Here is a 15,885-nt window from a genome sequence, read left to right on the forward strand (position 1 = left end):
GTGGCCCTCCTCGCGTGGCGGCATGGCAGCCGCCCCCCGCTTGCAGTGGCGTTCGCAGCGGCCGCCCTGCTGCTGGGTTTCCAAGCCGCGGCCCAGGCGACCCACCTGCAGGTCGCGCCAACCTCGATCACCATCCGGACCGGCCAGGTCGCCGAGGGCCTGACCCTGCGAAATACCGGCACCGCGCCGCTGCATGCGCAGTTGCGGGTATTCCGCTGGCACCAGGATGGCGGCGAGGACAGCCTGGAAGCCACGACCGACATCGCGCTGAGCCCGCCGATGGTGGAGATCGCCCCCGGCGGCCGCCAGCTGGTCCGGGTCGTGCGCACCGCGCCGCCTCCCGTCGACGTCGAAACCGGCTATCGGATCATCGTCGACGAGATCCCCGTCGCACGCGATGGCGATGGACAGGAGCCGTCGCCGCAGGCGGGGCTGCGTTTCGTGATGCGCTATTCGATACCGCTGTTCCTGGCGCCGCCGCAGCCCGATGCGCCCATGCCGTCGTTGCATGCGCACGTGGTCGGCGACGGTCGCGAACGCTTCATCGAGATCCGCAACGACGGCCAGGGTCATGCGCAGGTGGCGGATCTCGCGTTCGTCGGTGCCGACGGCCGGCGCACCGTCGTCGCTCCCGGCCTGTCCGGGTACGTGCTGCCGGGCCGGAACCGGCGCTGGAAACTGCCGGAGCGGCTCGACAGTCCACTGGATGGCGCGTTCAAGGCAAGGATCAACGGTGAATCCGTCGAACGCACATTGGCCATGGATGCCGAAGCCAGGTAGCGCGTTGCTGCTGGCCACGGCCCTGGTTCCGCTGGCCACAGCGGCTGCGGCTCCTCCCACCGTCGCCGAGAACCCGCCGCAGGCTGCGGCGCCTCCCGGGGACGGCGAAGTGCTGTACCTGGAAGTGGTGCTCAACCACACCCGACACCCACGGCTGGTCCGGTTCCTGCGCGAAGGCTCCCGCTTTGCAGCCAACGCCGCCGACCTGCGCCGGCTGGGTCTCGCGCTCGGCGACCGGACCACCGGCACCATCGCGCTGGACGAGCTCTCCGGCATCCGCTTCCGCTACGACGTCGCCGGCCAGCGCATGGTCATCGATGCACCGTTGACGGAACTCGACCTGCCGACCACGGTGATCGGCATTTCCGATGACGCGCCCCTGCCGGTCACCGCCACCTCGCCCGGCCTGCTGCTCAACTACGATGTCCACGCCGACCGCGACGACGAAGGCAACACCCTGCTCAGCACGGTCGGCGAAGTGCGGCTGTCAGGTGTTGCCCCGGGCGTGTTCAGCACGTCCGCGGTCAACCGCCTGCACCGCTCCAGCGGCGGCGGCTGGCACAGCGGGACCACCCGGCTGGACAGCCATTGGGAGCTGTCGTTTCCCGAGCATGCGGTCACCGTGCGCGCGGGGGATGTCTTCAGCGGCTTCCTGGACTGGACCCGGCCGGTGCGCATGGGTGGCGTCCAGATCGGTCGCAACTTCGGCCTGCAGCCCTACCGTGTCACCACGCCGCTGCCGGCCTTCCTCGGTGAAGTCGCGGTTCCGTCTGCGGTCGAGCTGTACGTGAACGGCATGCGCCAGTACGGCGGCCAGCTGCCGGCCGGACCGTTCGAACTGAACGCATTGCCCGGAGTGACCGGCGCGGGCAATGCCACGCTGGTGATCACCGACGCTTTCGGTCGGACGCGCAGCCTCGACTTTCCGTTCTATTCCGCCCGGCAATTGCTGGCCAGGGGCCTGTCGGACTGGTCGCTGAGCATCGGCACGGTACGCAAGGACTACGGCGTCGAGTCGTTTTCCTATGCAGGCGAACTCGTGGCGAGCGGCAATCTGCGCTACGGAGTCGCCGATCCGTTCACGCTCGAACTGCACGCCGAAGCAGGCGACGGGCTGGTCAATGCCGGCATCGGCGCGGTGTGGCTGATCGGCCGCGCCGGTGTTCTCAACGCTTCGCATGCGCGCAGCCGGGGAGCCGGACATGGGTCGCAGAGCTCCCTCGGCTACCGCTGGAACAACCGCCACTTCAACCTGTCCGTGGACAGCCAGCGCAGCCACGGCGATTATCGCGACATCGCTTCGCTGTACGGCCCGCGCCCGCCATCCGTCAGCACCCGGGCGCTGGCCGGGATCACCACGGAGACGCTGGGCAACATCGGCATCACCCACGTGCGGCTGGAACATCCGGACCCGGAGATCGCCTCGGCGCGCTACGCCGGCGTGTTCTGGACCCGCAGTTTCGCCCGCGGCTGGTCGGCGAACCTGTCCTACAACGAGAACCTGGACGACAGCCGCGATCGCAGCATCCATCTGAACGTGAATGTCTCCCTCGGCGACGGCCGCCAGTTCGGCACGTCCTGGCAACGCAATCATGGCCGCGACGCCGCCCTGCTCGACTTCGCGAAACCGGTTCCGGGCGATGGCGGCTTCGGCTGGCGCCTGCAGGCGCGCGATGGCGACGACGGCAGCGGCGGCATGGCCGAAGCGGGCTGGCTCCACGAACATGGCCGCTTCGGTGTCGGCGTCGCCCGGGTCGGCGACCTGCGACACGGCTATCTTCAGGCCAGCGGCAGCGTGGTGCTGATGGCCGGCCGCGCCTTCGCTGCACGGCGCATCGACGATGCGTTCGCCATCGTCTCGACCGATGGCGTTGCCGGCGTACCGGTCCGGCTGGAGAATCGGCTGATCGGCCACACCGATGCCGACGGCATGCTGCTGGTCGCGCGGCTCAATGCCTGGCAGCGCAACAGACTGTCGATCGATCCGATGATGCTGCCGATCGACGTGCGCATCGGCGATGTCGAACGGATCGCCACGCCCGGCGACCGTTCCGGCGCGCGGGTGCGCTTCGCGATCACTCCGGTACGGGCGGCCGTCATCGTGCTTCACGACACCTCCGGGCGGCCCCTGCCGCTGCGGAGCCGGGTGTACCTGGAGGGCCGCGATACCGGCGCGATCGTCGGTCATGATGGCGAGACTTATCTCGAAGAACTCGCCGGACACAATCGCCTGTCGGCAAGGACGCCCTCCGGCACGCTCTGCCACGCCAGTTTCCTCTACCCGGAAGCCGAGGACGCGATTCCACGCATCGGTCCGCTGCGATGCCTGCAGGAGACAGCGCCATGATCGACTCCATCGCCGCCGGCCGCGCGATGTCCCGCGTTCGTGCGACCGCATCCGCGCTGCTGTTGCCGGCGGTCCTGTCGTGGCTGCCGTTCAGTGCTCTGGCCACGACGACCTGCACCGCCAGCAGCACGCCGCTGAGCTTCGGCACGACGGACGGAACCGGCAATGTCGACTCCACCGCCACCGTCACCGTCGAATGCAACACCTTCGGGCTGTCGCTGCTGGCCACGGCCCGGGTCCGGATGTGCCTGAACATCGGCGAGGGCGCCAGCGGCAGTGGCACGACCACCCCACGCCGGATGACCAACGCCTTCGGCGACGCGATGCAGTTCCAGATCTACCAGGACCCGGCGCGCACCCAGATATGGGGCGACCGGCTGATCCCCGCCACGCCGACGCCGGTCCAGATCGACCTGCAGTACGAGGTACCGGTACTCGGCGGCGGCGGTACCGCCAGCGCCACGATGCAGGCGCGGATTCCCGTCCAGGCCGGACTGGCCGCCGGCGCCTACGACAATCCCTTCAGCGGCATCCACACACGGCTGGAGTACCGATATGCCGAATCCGTCATCGGCACCCCGGCCTACCCGTCCTCCTGCACAAGTGGCGGCGGCGGCGGCGGCACCGCGAGCTTCCCGTTCACCGCGAGTGCGACGGTCCCCGACAGCTGCACGATCGACAGCGCGACCGTGCTCGACTTCGGTACCGTGGCCGGGCCGGTCGACGGCGACATCGACCAGACGTCCACCATCACGATGACCTGCACCGCACGCACGCCGTGGGACGTCGCGCTAGACAACGGCCAGAATGCCAGCGGCCTGGTCCGTCGCATGCGGCTGGGGGCGACCGCCGATCACGTCGAGTACGAGCTGTATCGCGATGCCGCGCGCACCCAGCGCTGGGGGGCGACACCCGGTGCGGATACCGTCCAGGGGACCGGCACCGGCGCCGTCCAGAGCCTGTCCGTCCACGGCCGGGTACCTGCCGTCCAGTCGGTCCCCGCGGGCGACTACGCCGACGTCGTCACGGTCACGGTCACCTACTGACGGCCGCCTGCCAGGTACTGCCCGAACCGGGGGCATCTTGCTCGCAGGCAGCATTCCCGCTATGATTTTCGGGCTGTGCGTCCGGGTTTGACCTGCGTACAGCCGCCCATGCCGGGCGCAGCGCCCGCCGGTGCAGGCAAATACACACCCGCTGCCACGTGCCGTGCCGGGGTGTCCCGAGCCCCCACCGGGCCAGGGATCTGGACACGGACGCAGCGGGGAGGCCCAACCCCGGAATCCCGCCCCGGCCCCGCACCGGAGCCGCCGCGCCAACCGATCTGCGGTCGGATTCCACTGCCTGGAGTTACAAGCAATGCCCCAGATCACGATGCGCCAGATGCTCGAAGCCGGCGTCCACTTCGGCCACCAGACCCGTTACTGGAACCCGAAGATGGGCCCGTACATCTTCGGCGCCCGCGGCAAGATCCACATCATCAACCTCGAGAAGACGGTTCCGCTGTTCAACGACGCGATGAACTTCATCTCGGGCGTCGCGCAGAAGCGCGGCATGATCCTGTTCCTCGGCACCAAGCGCTCCGCGCGCGAGACCATCAAGGAAGAGGCCGAGCGTTGCGGCATGCCGTACATGAACCAGCGCTGGCTGGGCGGCACCCTGACCAACTTCCGCACCGTCAAGCAGTCGGTCGCGCGTTTGAAGGAGCTCGAGGCCGCCGAGACCGACGGTACCTTCGACAAGCTGGTCAAGCACGAGGTGCTGGGCCTGCGCCGCGAACGCGACAAGCTGGAAGCCTCGCTGGGCGGCATCAAGGAGATGAACCGCCTGCCGGACGCGCTGTTCGTGATCGACATCGGCCATGAAGACATCGCGATCAAGGAAGCCAAGAAGCTCGGCATTCCGGTGATCGCGGTCGTCGACACCAACTACAACCCGGAGCTGGTCGACTACGCGATCCCCGGCAACGACGACGCGATCCGCGCCGTGCAGCTGTACGCCCGCGCCGCCGCCGATGCGGTGCTGGAAGGCAAGGCCGCCGCACCGACCGCCGCCTCCGTCCGCGAGGAAGACTTCGCCGAGAACGCCGAGGGCGACAGCGAGGCCGCACCGGCCAAGAAGCCGGCCCGCAAGGCTCCGGCCAAGAAGGCCGCCAAGGCCGACGCCGCTTCCGAGGCTCCGGCCGCCGAGTAAGGCGGGCGTCATGCAGCCACGCGACACTGCGTGGCTGCACCACTCTCCCGCGCCGGCGGGAAACATCGTTGGCCCATGCCGGGTTGTATCGACCGGGCATGGCCCGCACGTCGCCCAGCGACCCACACCCATTTGAGGTACCCCCATGGCTGAAATCACCGCATCCCTCGTCAAGGAACTGCGCGAGCGCACCGGCGCCGGCATGATGGAATGCAAGAAGGCGCTGTCGGAGACCGGCGGCGACATCGACGCCGCTGCCGAGAACCTGCGCAAGTCCGGCCTGGCCAAGGCCGACAAGAAGGCCGGCCGCGTCGCCGCCGAGGGCCGCATCGCCAGCGCCCAGGACGGCGGCAAGGCCGTGCTGGTCGAAATCAACTCCGAGACCGACTTCGTCGCCAAGGACGCCAACTTCGTCGCCTTCACCGACGCCGTCGCGCAGGCCGCGCTGGCCGCCGCCGACATCGAAGCGCTGAAGGGCACGGCCATCGACGGCGCCACCGTCGAGGAAACCCGCGCCGCACTGATCGCAAAGGTCGGCGAGAACGTGCAGCTGCGCCGCATGGTCCGCATCGACACCGACAACACCGTCGCCGCCTACGTGCACGGCGGCCGCATCGGCGTGCTGGTCGAACTCAAGGGCGGTGACGCCGACCTGGCCCGCGGCCTGGCGATGCACGTCGCAGCGATGAACCCGCCCTACGTGAAGGCCGCCGACGTACCGGCCGACTTCATCGAGAAGGAAAAGGAGATCGAGCTGGCCAAGATGAGCGACAAGGACAAGGCCAAGCCGGCCGACATCCTGGAGAAGATCATCGGCGGCAAGATCAACAAGATCGTCAACGAGGTCACCCTTTACGGCCAGCCGTACGTGCTCGACACCAACCAGTCGGTCGAGGGCGTGCTCAAGGCCGCCGGCGCCGAGGTCGTGCGTTTCGAGCGTCTGGCCGTCGGCGAGGGCATCGAGAAGGTGGTCGAGGACTACGCCGCCGAGGTGATGAAGCAGGCCGGACTGGCGTAAGCCGCCCAGCCCTGCGCAGGCACCGCCTGCAGATGGAGAAGGCCGCGGAGCGATCCGCGGCCTTCTTTTTTTCGTCTGGAATCAACGGCGACTGCCCTGTCGGCTCGACGCACCATCCGCGTGCCGGACTGACGACGGCAGCGGATGGATCTTCCTGTCCGCGTCCTGCGGAATGCACCGGCAATCAGGCCGGTGAAAAAAGTGGAGCTCCCGCGCGATGGGAACAGGGACCGTCGCGCCGGGAGCAAGGCCGATCCATGGCTGGCATCGGCTCCTTCGATGCCAGCAACGGGCGTCCGTGCCCGCCCTCCTTCCTGTACCCGGTCGACCCGGACCTTTCCGACCAGCTCTCCGGAAGCTCCGCTCAGAACTGCAGCGAGTAGCGGGCGTTCAGGCCCTGCGCATCCGCTTCGTCGCCGAACTGGCCGCGATAGCCGAACTCCAGCAGGCTGCGCTCGCCCAGGCGGGCGGCGATGCCGAGCTCGGCGACGGTCGCATCGTCGGCCAATGGCGCGCCGTGCACGGTGAACGCCTCGGCACCGTCCCAGGCCAGCGTCGCGGCCGGCAGCAGATCGCCGCTGGCGTCCCGATAGCCCAGGCCACCGCGCAGGCTCAGCCAACTGTCCGCCTGATGGGCGGCCTTCAGGTTGATGTTGAAGCGCAGGCCGGCGGTGGTCAGGTCGACATCGCCGTCGCTTCCCTCGCCGTGGAGCGCGGTCACGCCGCCGTCCTCGCGGAAGCCGTCCGTGTCGAACCCGACCCGTGCGTACTGCAGGTAGGGCTCGAACTCCCACGCGCCCGCCTGCATCCGGTAGCCGGCCTCGATGAAGCCCTGGGTGACGGTGGCGTCGTACTCCGCATGGGTCTGGTCCTGCAGCCCCTGGAACGCGACGCTGCGGCGGACATCGATCTCGCTGCTGTCGTGGGTGAGGCCGCCGCGCAGACCAAAGCCACCCCACGCATGGCCGGCGTAGATGCCCACTCGGTAGCCGGTGACGTCGCCCTCGCTGGCACGCGCGCGCGCGTCCAGGTCGGTACGCGCGGTACCGCCGAGCACACCGAGACGCCAGCCGCTCTCGAAGCGGTGGTCGTAGCCCAGCAGCGTGGTGTTGCCGCTGTACTCGGTGCGGGCGGCATTGCCGTCGCCGTCAAGGGTGCCGCTTCCGCGCAGCACTTCCACCCAGGCGGCGGAGCCGGTGCCGTCCTGGCGGGCGAACGCCCCCTGTCCGGCCGAGGCGCGCGCCAGCGCGCTTTCGCGCACGTGCTGCTGGCTGTCGACCAGCACCGACTGCGCGCTGGCATGCAGCTCGCCGCTGAGCTGATCGAATGCCGCGGTCGCCTGCTCCGGGAACAACTGGGTCAGACGCTGGGCAAGCAGGTGATCCATCGCCAGGGCGTCGGCACTGGTCGCGACCGCCCGCTGGTTGCGGGTGGCGGCGGCATCGGCCAGGGCCATGCCGCGACTGACGTCCATCCCCACCCCGGTGCCGGAATAGCTGAAGCTGAAGTCGAGGAACGGCGAGAAGGCACTGCTGTCGACGCCGGCGAAGGCACCCTCGATCCCGCCCGCGGCACTGAGGATGTTGTAGCTCCGGCCCAGCAGGTAGGTGCCTGCACTGCCGGGCAGGACGCGCACTGTGCCGCCCTGCAGATCGGCACGGCCGCTGATGTCGATCAGGTCGGCGCCACCGGAAGCCAGCATCTCGGCTTCGAACACCGAGCCGGCCACCTGGGTGTAATCGCCGTCGATGTTCAGGGTGCCGACCGAGTTCCCCGGTGCGATCACGCCCTCGACCCGGGTGTCGCCAAGGGTGCCGGTGCCGTGCAGGCGTCCGCCGGCGCCGACCACCGTGGTGCCGCCGGTCACGGTGCCCTGGATGCTGGCCAGGCCGTCGTTGACGTTGAGGTCGGTGTCGCGCAGCGTGCCGTTGAGCACGAGGAATCCACCGTCGACCTCTGCCGCCGCCGACAGCGCGTTGTCGCCATCGAGCTCGAGCACGCCGTCCTCGACGCTGACACCGCCGAAGCTGTTGTCGCCACTCAGGCGCAGCCAGCCGACGCCCGACTTGGTCAGGCGCCCGGGGCCGCCGATGTCGTTGCGCCAGTCGTCCCAGGCCGGGCCCTCCCAGACCTTCTCGCCGCCGGCGAACGCGTTCATCGCGACATTGGTGTCGACCCGCAGCATGCCGGGGCCATCGATCGCCTTGGCCAGGTTGATCAGGCCCCAGCCGTAGATCTCGTCGACGCCGGCCACGCCCAGGTCGGTGGCGGTGGTCAGCAGCACGTCGCGGACCTGCGGGTTGTCCAGATAGGGGAAGCGTTCCATCAGCAGCGCCAGCGCGCCGGTGACGTGCGGGGTCGCCATCGAGGTGCCGGTCAGGTCGCCGTAGCCGAACTGCGGGCGCTCGTCGACGGTTTCGAAGCCGACCAGGTTACCCTGGTCGTCGTGCACCAGCTCGATGTCGACTTCGCCGCCGATCACGCTCGAGGTGATGTCGGTGCCGGGCGCGGCGACGCACCAGTCCATGCTCAGTCCGCAGATGCTGGAACTGCCGTCGATGCCGCCGCCCTGGTTGATGTTGACCACGCTCAGCCAGTACTTCTCGGCCTCTGGCACCCAGCGCGGCAGGGTCGCGTAGATGCCGGCGATATTGCCGCTGTCGTTGCCGGCCGCCCACACCTGCAGCATGCCGTCGCGGGTCGAAGGCGCGATGTAGGTGTCGAAGTACTCCGCGACGCCTTCCGCGTTGTAGAGCCCGTCCATCTCTTCCGCCGTCGTCGGCTCGCTGGCCAGGCCCCAGCTGTGGTTGATCGCGCGCACGCCCTGCGCCGACATCTGCGCGTACATCGCGGCGACTGCTTCGCTGCCCGGGCCGATGGCGAGCTCGGTGCCGCCAAAGTCGACGCCGAAGATCCCCGACAACAGTGCGGTGACGTCGGAATAGCTGTTCGCGAACAGGCGCGCGGTGGTCAGGTCCGCGCCGTAGGCGACGCCATGGGTACCGTTGCCATCGCGATTGGCCAGCATGGTGCCGGCGACATGGGTGCCGTGGGTGTTGTAGGAAACGCCCGCGATCCCCTCGAGGATCTCGTTGGCGTCGGGCACCAGCCAGCCGAACTGGATCAGCAGGTCGACCAGGGCACGGTCCTCGTCGGTATACCGCAGGACTTCGACCTGGGCGCGGTCGCCCTCGGTATGGAAACACGCGTCGGGGCCGTCGAGCACGGCCTCGCTGGCGCAGCCCGGATCGGCCATCAGGATCGAACGCAGATCCTTGCCCGCGAATTCGCCGTGGCGGCTGTCGGCGCCGCTGTCGAACACGCCCAGACGGATACCGCGGCCACTGAGCCCGCGCGCGTAGGCGTGATGCGCACCGATCGCCTCCAGGCCCCAATCGGCGTTGAACTCGTCGCTGCGCCAGCTGTCGGCATCACCGGCGCGCCCTTCCTCCTGGTATCCCGCATCCTGCGCCGCGGCGGTGCCGGCGCCGGCAAACAGCAGGGCGGCGACGATCGCGCTCGACAGCGCCGAACGGACATGCCCCTTCCGTGTGCCGTTCACATCACTTCCGGACCGGCTACCCCGAAGTACCGACGAATAATTTCCAGACTGCTGCATTTCGAGCCCTACTCCCCTGGTCGACTTGTTCCTGTCATGGTTCCGCGCACCCGGCATGACGGGTCCTGGCGCGGATGTCCGGTATGCGCGCCGCGATGCGGCGCGCGCCGTCGGCTCTGTCGAAGCGACGACGGAAGCAATAACGGACATGCCGGAAAACCCCCTACCCCGAGCGGGAGAAAGCCGGAGACAGCAACGGAGTCCGCTGCAGCGGAACCCGCGGGCCGGCCACGGGCCAGGGAAAGAAGGTCAGAACCGGTGACGCGCGCTCAGCAGCACGTAACGACCGCGCGGATCGTCGTAGGCGACGTCGTAGCCATCGCGCTCGGTGTCGTAATTGACGGGATCGCGATCCGCCAGATCGCGCACATTCACCCCCAGCCGCCAACCGGGAATTCCGTTGTAGGCGACGTCGATGTCGAGCACGCCGCGTCCGGGCGTGCGGCAGCGGCCGCCGTTGAAGCGTGGACAGCCGGTATCCGGCGAGCCGACCCAGTACGGACCACGTGCACGCAACCCCAGCGTGCTGGTCCAGTCGCCTCGCCTCCATTGCAACGATCCCAGCAGATTGCCGTTGGGAGATCCGTAGCCGGCATGGTCGTGGATTGGCGCACCATCCCATGCGCGCCGGTCGACCCGGGACAGATGATGCGCCGCCAGCACGAGCGAGAAGTCCCCCGCATCGCCCGCATCCAGGTGCCAGCGCATCTCGGCTTCCCAGCCGCGCACATCGGTGACGCCGACGTTCTCGAAGTACCTGTCGATCGCCACCAGTTGGCCATCCGCGTTCCGGCGCAACGAATCGGGGAAGGCCGCCAGATCGTCGAACGCACTGCCGGGTAGGATCTCGTTGTTGCGCCGTATGCGGAAGTGGTCGAAGCTCAGGCTGAAGTCCGGCGACGGCGCCCACACGATACCCAGCGTGTGGCTGCGCGAGGTCTCGGGTTCGAGGTCAGGGTTCTCGAGCGCGCCCAGGGTGACCAGGCACAGGGACCGGGACGGCGTGAGCGCCAGCTCGTCCGCACACGGGCCCAGTTCGTCGGTCTGGAGCACGAAGGTACGCTCCTCGATGACGTTCGGACGCCGCAGTTCGAACAGGGAAGGCACGCGGTAACCCGTGGCCGCGGTTGCGCGCAGCGTCAGCGTGTCGCGCGGCGACCACTTCAGGCCGAGCTTGGGCGAGAACCGGTTGTCGTAGCCCTGCGGAGCATCGAAGCGCAGCGCCAGTTCGGCCTGCAGGTTGTCGAGCAGCGGCAATCCGAGCTCGGTGTACAACGCACCGCTGTTCCGATGGCTGTCCAGCGCGGTCTTGGGCGTGCCGAGCGCGAGATCGTCGTCGAGCAGTCTTGCATCCGGCCTGTGCACCAGGCCGTTGCGGATGAATTCGCCGCCGACCGCAAGCCGCGCCTCGCCGCCCGGAAGCGCGAACAGCGGTCCTTCCAGCCCCGCGGACAGCTGTTGCAAGGTCGCCTCGCCATGCAGGGTGAACGTCGGCGAGATCGTATCCAGGATGGCGGGGTCGTTGGGGGTGCCGTCGAACCGGTAGCGGTCCAGGAACACCGAGCGTTCGATCTCCTCGTTGCTGACCTGCCCGTCGATGCGGCTGGTGACGCGGTTCTCGTGGTGCGACAGCGACACGTCCCACGCCCATTCGCCATGCCAGCCCTTCACCGCCGCATCGAGATCGAGGCTGCGGTTGCGACTGCGATTGACCACCGGCCCCAGCTCGAAGAAAACGTAGTTGAGCGAACCGTCCTCAAGACTGTCCGGGTGCCCCGCCGGCAACGTGACGCTGGCATGGAAGGGGGGATGTTCCAGCTCCTGCCTCGCTTCGCTGTAGCGGGCGTCGAACTCGAACGTGGCGCCTTCCCACAGCGGCTCGGCGACATGGCCGTACAGCCACAGGCGCCGGCTGGCGGGCTGCAGGTCGGTGTAGCGGGCCGGATCGAACCGGCAGTCGAGGGCGACATCGGCCGGAGCGTTGCCGCACTGCAGGCTGACCAGACGTCCGTCGACGAAGTAGCCGAGCGGATAGCGCCAGTCGAACAGCCCTTCGCGGCGGTGGTCGCGGCTGTGCCAGTCGCGCGCATCTCCGGGCAGCGCTTCGCGGTCCAGCCAGTCCACCGCCAGGATCCCGCTGCCGCCGCGCGGGGTATCGATGCCATGGCTCAGCGATATCCGGCGCTCGTCGGCGTCGCCGCGGCCGGAGCGGCCGTAGCGGGCCAGCGCTTCACCGCCCTTCTGCTGCTTGCGCAGGATGATGTTGACCACGCCGGCCATCGCATCGGCGCCATAGATCGCCGAGGCGCCGCCGCGGAGGATCTCGACCCGCTCGACCAGGCTCAGCGGAATCACGTCCAGATCGGTCAGCCCACCCAGTTCGGACGAGGTCAGCCCGTAATTGGCCACCCGCCTGCCGTCGACGAGGAACAGGGTCGCCCGCGGTCCCAACGCGTTCAGGCTGGTGGTCGCGGCGACGTTGAACGGCTGCTGGAAGCTCGGCCCGCCATCGGCGGCGATCGCGACCGGATGGTGGCCGATCATGCCCGGCTGGAACCGCAACAGCTCGAACAGGGTCTGGAAGCCGCTGGCTTCGATGTCGTCGCGGGTGATCAGGGTCATCGGCGATGGCGTGACCGCATCGATGTCGATGCGCGGAATCCGCGAACCGGTGACTTCGACCCGGGCGATCTCGACCGGACCCTGCGGGGTCTCAGGCGCGGCCTGCAGCGGCGCCCTGGCCGGCGCAGGCGCCGCGATCGCCTTCAGCACGAAGGTATCCGCGTTGACCCGCTCGGCCTGCAGTTCGCTGCCCTCCAGCAGGTAGCGCAATGCGTGTTCGAGCGTCATTCGTCCGCGCAGCGGGCGTGCCCGACGCGACTCGACCTGCCCGGGGGCATAGAGGATCTGGATGCCGCTGCGCAGTGCGAGCGCCTTCAGCGCCGCGTCGAGCGAGCCGCCCGGGAGGTCCAGATGCAGCCGCGCCTCCGGCTCTGCAAGGGCCTGCCCGGACTGCACGACCGCCCACGCATCACCGCTGCGCAGCGGCAACACGCCGCACACGGCCATCAACAGACAGGCCCGGGCCATCCGCGGGGGAATCGGAGTCAGCATCCGCCCACATTACGGAAACCCCGACGGTGCAGGCAATCGGGTGATTCATCCAGCCATTCCGGAGGGTCATGTCGCCGTGCCGGCGTCCTTGCCGGCCATCCGGCCAGTGGCGTCCCGGACGGCCGGAGGGTCATCAGCGGCATCCGCGATGCGGACAGGAACGCGGCAGGAGGATCACCCCCGGGGAGCGCGCAGGAAGATGCCGTCGGCCCGGGCTTCGGCCCTCAGGCCCCACCCCTGCTCGAGCGCATCGATCAGCGCTGCCTGCTCATCCACACGGAACACGCCGCTGACGGTGATGCCCGCCAGTTCAGGATCTGCCAGCCGCAGCGGCAGCTCCGAATAACGGTTCATCTCGACCAGCAGATCGTCGAGACGGCGCTTGCGGAAAACCAGCTCGCCGCGCGGCCAGCCCTTGGCGACCTCCAGGTCGAGCGCACGGGTCGGGGTGAAGCGGCCCCGCGGATCGACCTGGACCTGCTCGCCGGGCGCGAGCCGGCGACCGGGACCATCGTCGCCATGGCTGACCAGGACGATGCCCTCGATCAGCCCGACATTGATCTCGTCGCCCCGCCGGCTGACCTGGAAGGTGGTGCCGATGTCGCGCACGGTGCCGGCCGCCGCCCGCACCAGGAACGGCCGGTCCGGATCCGGCCCGACTTCGAAACGGGCCCGGCCACTGATCAGCTCGACCACGCGCAGGTCGTCGTCGTAGCGCGTGGTCACCCGCGTATCGGTATCCAGCAGCATCCGGGTGCCATCTTCGAGCACGATCTCGCGCTGCTCGCCGACCGCGGTCGCGTAACCGGTCACCGTCGCTGGCCCGGTTGGCCGCAGCCAGGTCGCCGCACCGATCGCCAGCACCAGGACCGCTGCGGCCGCTGCGGTCCATCCGGGCCAGCGAGACCGTCGCCGTGCGGATACGGCAGGACGCCGGCCTCCATGCGCCTCGCGGGCGGCCGCACGCAACATCCCGTCGCCGGCCAGCATCGCCGCCAGCGCATGCAGGCGCTCGGCCTCGAGATACGCCTCGACGTGTCGCGGCGAGGCGGCCAGCCAGTCCTCGAACGCCTCGCGCTCCGCCGCCGTGCATTCGGGCGATTCCAGCCGCGCCAGCCAATCCGCGGCAAGATCGTCGAGGCGGGTGATGTGCCCGATGCTCACGTCGCCTCCTCTTCCGGCCCGCCGCCCTCGACCCGGGCCAGTCCCTCGCGCAGCCCCTTGAGCGCGCGGCTGATGTGCTTCTCCACCGCCTTGACGGAGATGCCGAAGCGCTCGGCGATCTGCGGATAGCTCATGCCTTCGATGCGGTTGAGCAGATAGACCTCGCGGCACCGCTCCGGCAGCTCCAGTATCAGGCGCCTGACATGCACCAGTTGCTGCTGGGTGTCGATACGCTGCTCGTGGCTCGGTTCGGGCGAGGCGAGCCAGTCATGGTCCACGCTCAGGCTGACCTGCTGCGGCGCGGCGGTCCCGCCGCTGCGGCGGCCGCGGTCGAGCAGTGCATTGGCGGCGATCCGGTACACCAGCCGGCGCAACTGCTCCTGCGGCAGGCCGCGATAGCGCAGCAACCGCACCATCGCCTCCTGGGCGACATCCTTGGCGTCCTCTTCCGGCAGCCGGCGGCACAGATAGCCGACCAGGATCGAGCGCTGCTCGCGGATGAACGCCTCGAACTCCCGGTCCTGTTCGGCGCCCGCGGACATCTCCCGGTCCTCGCGCCCCCATGCCGACGCGGCCACTAACCGTCCCTCCGGCGGGACGGGGCGTTCGGGGCGGCGGTGGGCCGGTGGCGGAACATCGGCGGGTATGGCTCCGGCGGCGACGTGATGACCGGCGCACCGGAATGCTTCGTCATCCGACCGCCGTGGCGGCCTGTTGTACCACGAGCCACGCAGGCGGCGTACCGACGGGCCACTCGCCCCGGTCCCTCCCTGCAGTGGCAATGAAAGCGCGGTCATGCCCACCTGAACGGATCTCGTGGCGCTCCCCCTACCTCGGATAGAATTCCCGGGTTTATCCATCGTTGAGGTCGCCATGTCCCCGCTCGCCTATCGCCGTGTCCTGTTGAAGCTCTCCGGCGAGGCCCTGATGGGCGACGAGGACTACGGCATCGACCCGAAGATGATCGGCCGGCTGGCGCAGGAGGTCATCGAGGCCCAGCAGGCCGGCGCCGAGGTCGCGCTGGTGATCGGCGGCGGCAACATCTTCCGCGGCGCCGGACTGGCCGCCGCCGGCATGGACCGGGTGACCGGCGACCAGATGGGCATGCTGGCGACCGTGATCAACGCGCTGGCGATGCAGGACGCACTGGAAAAGCGCGGCGGCAAGGCTCGGGTGATGAGCGCGCTGAAGATCAACGACGTGTGCGAGGACTACATCCGCCGGCGCGCGATCCGCCACCTGGAGAAGGGCCGGCTGGTGATCTTCGCCGCGGGCACCGGCAATCCGTTCTTCACCACCGATTCCGGCGCCGCCCTGCGCGCGATCGAGATCGGCGCCGACCTGCTGCTGAAGGCGACCAAGGTCGATGGCGTCTACGACCGCGACCCGAAGAAGCACGCCGACGCGACCCGTTACGAGACCCTGACCTACGACGAGGTGATCTCGCGCGACCTGCAGGTGATGGACACCGCCGCGTTCGCACTGTGCCGCGACAGCGGACTGCCGCTGCGCATCTTCGACATGGGCCAGCCCGGCGTGCTGCTGCGTATCCTGAAGGGCGAGAACATCGGCACGCTTGTCGCTGGACGCGGCTGAGGCGGCCCTGCTGGCCGCTGCAGGAACAGCGTAAGCCTCGACCGGGCTTTCACG

10 protein-coding genes are annotated in these 15,885 nt (G+C 69.1%); 6 read left to right on the forward strand and 4 right to left on the reverse strand.

Annotated elements, in window-relative coordinates:
• The 5 genes from L3V18_RS12790 (at window position 1) to tsf (ending at window position 6,338) form a co-directional block, all read left to right on the forward strand.
• Window positions 1-780: a fimbrial biogenesis chaperone gene (locus L3V18_RS12790; RefSeq protein ID WP_237055484.1), complete on the forward strand. Its 780-nt coding sequence runs from the start codon at window positions 1-3 to the stop codon at window positions 778-780.
• On the forward strand, window positions 764-3,127 hold the full coding sequence (locus tag L3V18_RS12795) for a fimbria/pilus outer membrane usher protein (RefSeq protein WP_255783988.1): 2,364 nt from the start codon (window positions 764-766) through the stop codon (window positions 3,125-3,127). Before L3V18_RS12790 ends, L3V18_RS12795 begins: the two co-directional genes overlap by 17 nt.
• Entirely contained in the window at window positions 3,124-4,173 is a 1,050-nt protein-coding gene (locus L3V18_RS12800; RefSeq protein ID WP_237055487.1) for a Csu type fimbrial protein, read from the forward strand. The genes L3V18_RS12795 and L3V18_RS12800 overlap by 4 nt, the downstream gene beginning before the upstream one ends.
• 313 nt (window positions 4,174-4,486) lie before the next feature.
• A complete protein-coding gene (gene rpsB / locus L3V18_RS12805; protein WP_237055489.1) occupies window positions 4,487-5,320 on the forward strand; it encodes a 30S ribosomal protein S2 in 834 nt (277 codons plus the stop codon).
• A gap of 145 nt (window positions 5,321-5,465) precedes the next feature.
• Complete coding sequence (tsf, locus tag L3V18_RS12810) at window positions 5,466-6,338, forward strand: translation elongation factor Ts (protein ID WP_237055491.1); 873 nt, start codon at window positions 5,466-5,468, stop codon at window positions 6,336-6,338.
• Between the two features lie 364 nt (window positions 6,339-6,702).
• Here the strand turns inward: tsf and L3V18_RS12815 are convergent, their stop codons facing one another.
• The 4 genes from L3V18_RS12815 to L3V18_RS12830 all read right to left on the reverse strand — a co-directional run bounded on the left by L3V18_RS12815 (window position 6,703) and on the right by L3V18_RS12830 (window position 14,777).
• Window positions 6,703-9,900: an autotransporter domain-containing protein gene (locus L3V18_RS12815; protein WP_237055493.1), complete on the reverse strand. Its 3,198-nt coding sequence runs from the start codon at window positions 9,898-9,900 to the stop codon at window positions 6,703-6,705.
• Window positions 9,901-10,206: 306 nt separating this feature from the next.
• A complete protein-coding gene (locus tag L3V18_RS12820; protein ID WP_237055495.1) occupies window positions 10,207-13,047 on the reverse strand; it encodes a TonB-dependent receptor in 2,841 nt (946 codons plus the stop codon).
• 198 nt (window positions 13,048-13,245) lie between these two features.
• Window positions 13,246-14,235: a FecR family protein gene (locus L3V18_RS12825; RefSeq protein WP_237055497.1), complete on the reverse strand. Its 990-nt coding sequence runs from the start codon at window positions 14,233-14,235 to the stop codon at window positions 13,246-13,248.
• On the reverse strand, window positions 14,232-14,777 hold the full coding sequence (locus tag L3V18_RS12830) for an RNA polymerase sigma factor (RefSeq protein WP_237055499.1): 546 nt from the start codon (window positions 14,775-14,777) through the stop codon (window positions 14,232-14,234). The genes L3V18_RS12825 and L3V18_RS12830 overlap by 4 nt, the downstream gene beginning before the upstream one ends.
• Before the next feature lie 331 nt (window positions 14,778-15,108).
• Between L3V18_RS12830 and pyrH the strand changes: the two genes are divergently transcribed.
• Complete coding sequence (pyrH, locus tag L3V18_RS12835; RefSeq protein WP_237055501.1) at window positions 15,109-15,831, forward strand: UMP kinase; 723 nt, start codon at window positions 15,109-15,111, stop codon at window positions 15,829-15,831.
• The last annotated feature ends 54 nt before the right edge of the window (window positions 15,832-15,885 follow it).

Origin of the sequence: Marilutibacter chinensis (assembly GCF_021725675.1) — a bacterium.
In the GTDB taxonomy this organism is placed as follows: domain Bacteria; phylum Pseudomonadota; class Gammaproteobacteria; order Xanthomonadales; family Xanthomonadaceae; genus Marilutibacter; species Marilutibacter chinensis.

Bases quoted from the DNA above. Each gene is read 5' to 3' on its own strand.
- L3V18_RS12795 (WP_255783988.1), top strand. From the start codon at position 764: ATGCCGAAGCCAGGTAGCGCGTTGCTGCTGGCCACGGCCCTGGTTCCG.
- L3V18_RS12800 (WP_237055487.1), top strand. From the start codon at position 3,124: ATGATCGACTCCATCGCCGCCGGCCGCGCGATGTCCCGCGTTCGTGCG.
- rpsB (WP_237055489.1), top strand. From the start codon at position 4,487: ATGCCCCAGATCACGATGCGCCAGATGCTCGAAGCCGGCGTCCACTTC.
- tsf (WP_237055491.1), top strand. From the start codon at position 5,466: ATGGCTGAAATCACCGCATCCCTCGTCAAGGAACTGCGCGAGCGCACC.
- L3V18_RS12820 (WP_237055495.1), bottom strand. From the start codon at position 13,047: ATGGCCCGGGCCTGTCTGTTGATGGCCGTGTGCGGCGTGTTGCCGCTG.
- L3V18_RS12830 (WP_237055499.1), bottom strand. From the start codon at position 14,777: ATGTCCGCGGGCGCCGAACAGGACCGGGAGTTCGAGGCGTTCATCCGC.
- pyrH (WP_237055501.1), top strand. From the start codon at position 15,109: ATGTCCCCGCTCGCCTATCGCCGTGTCCTGTTGAAGCTCTCCGGCGAG.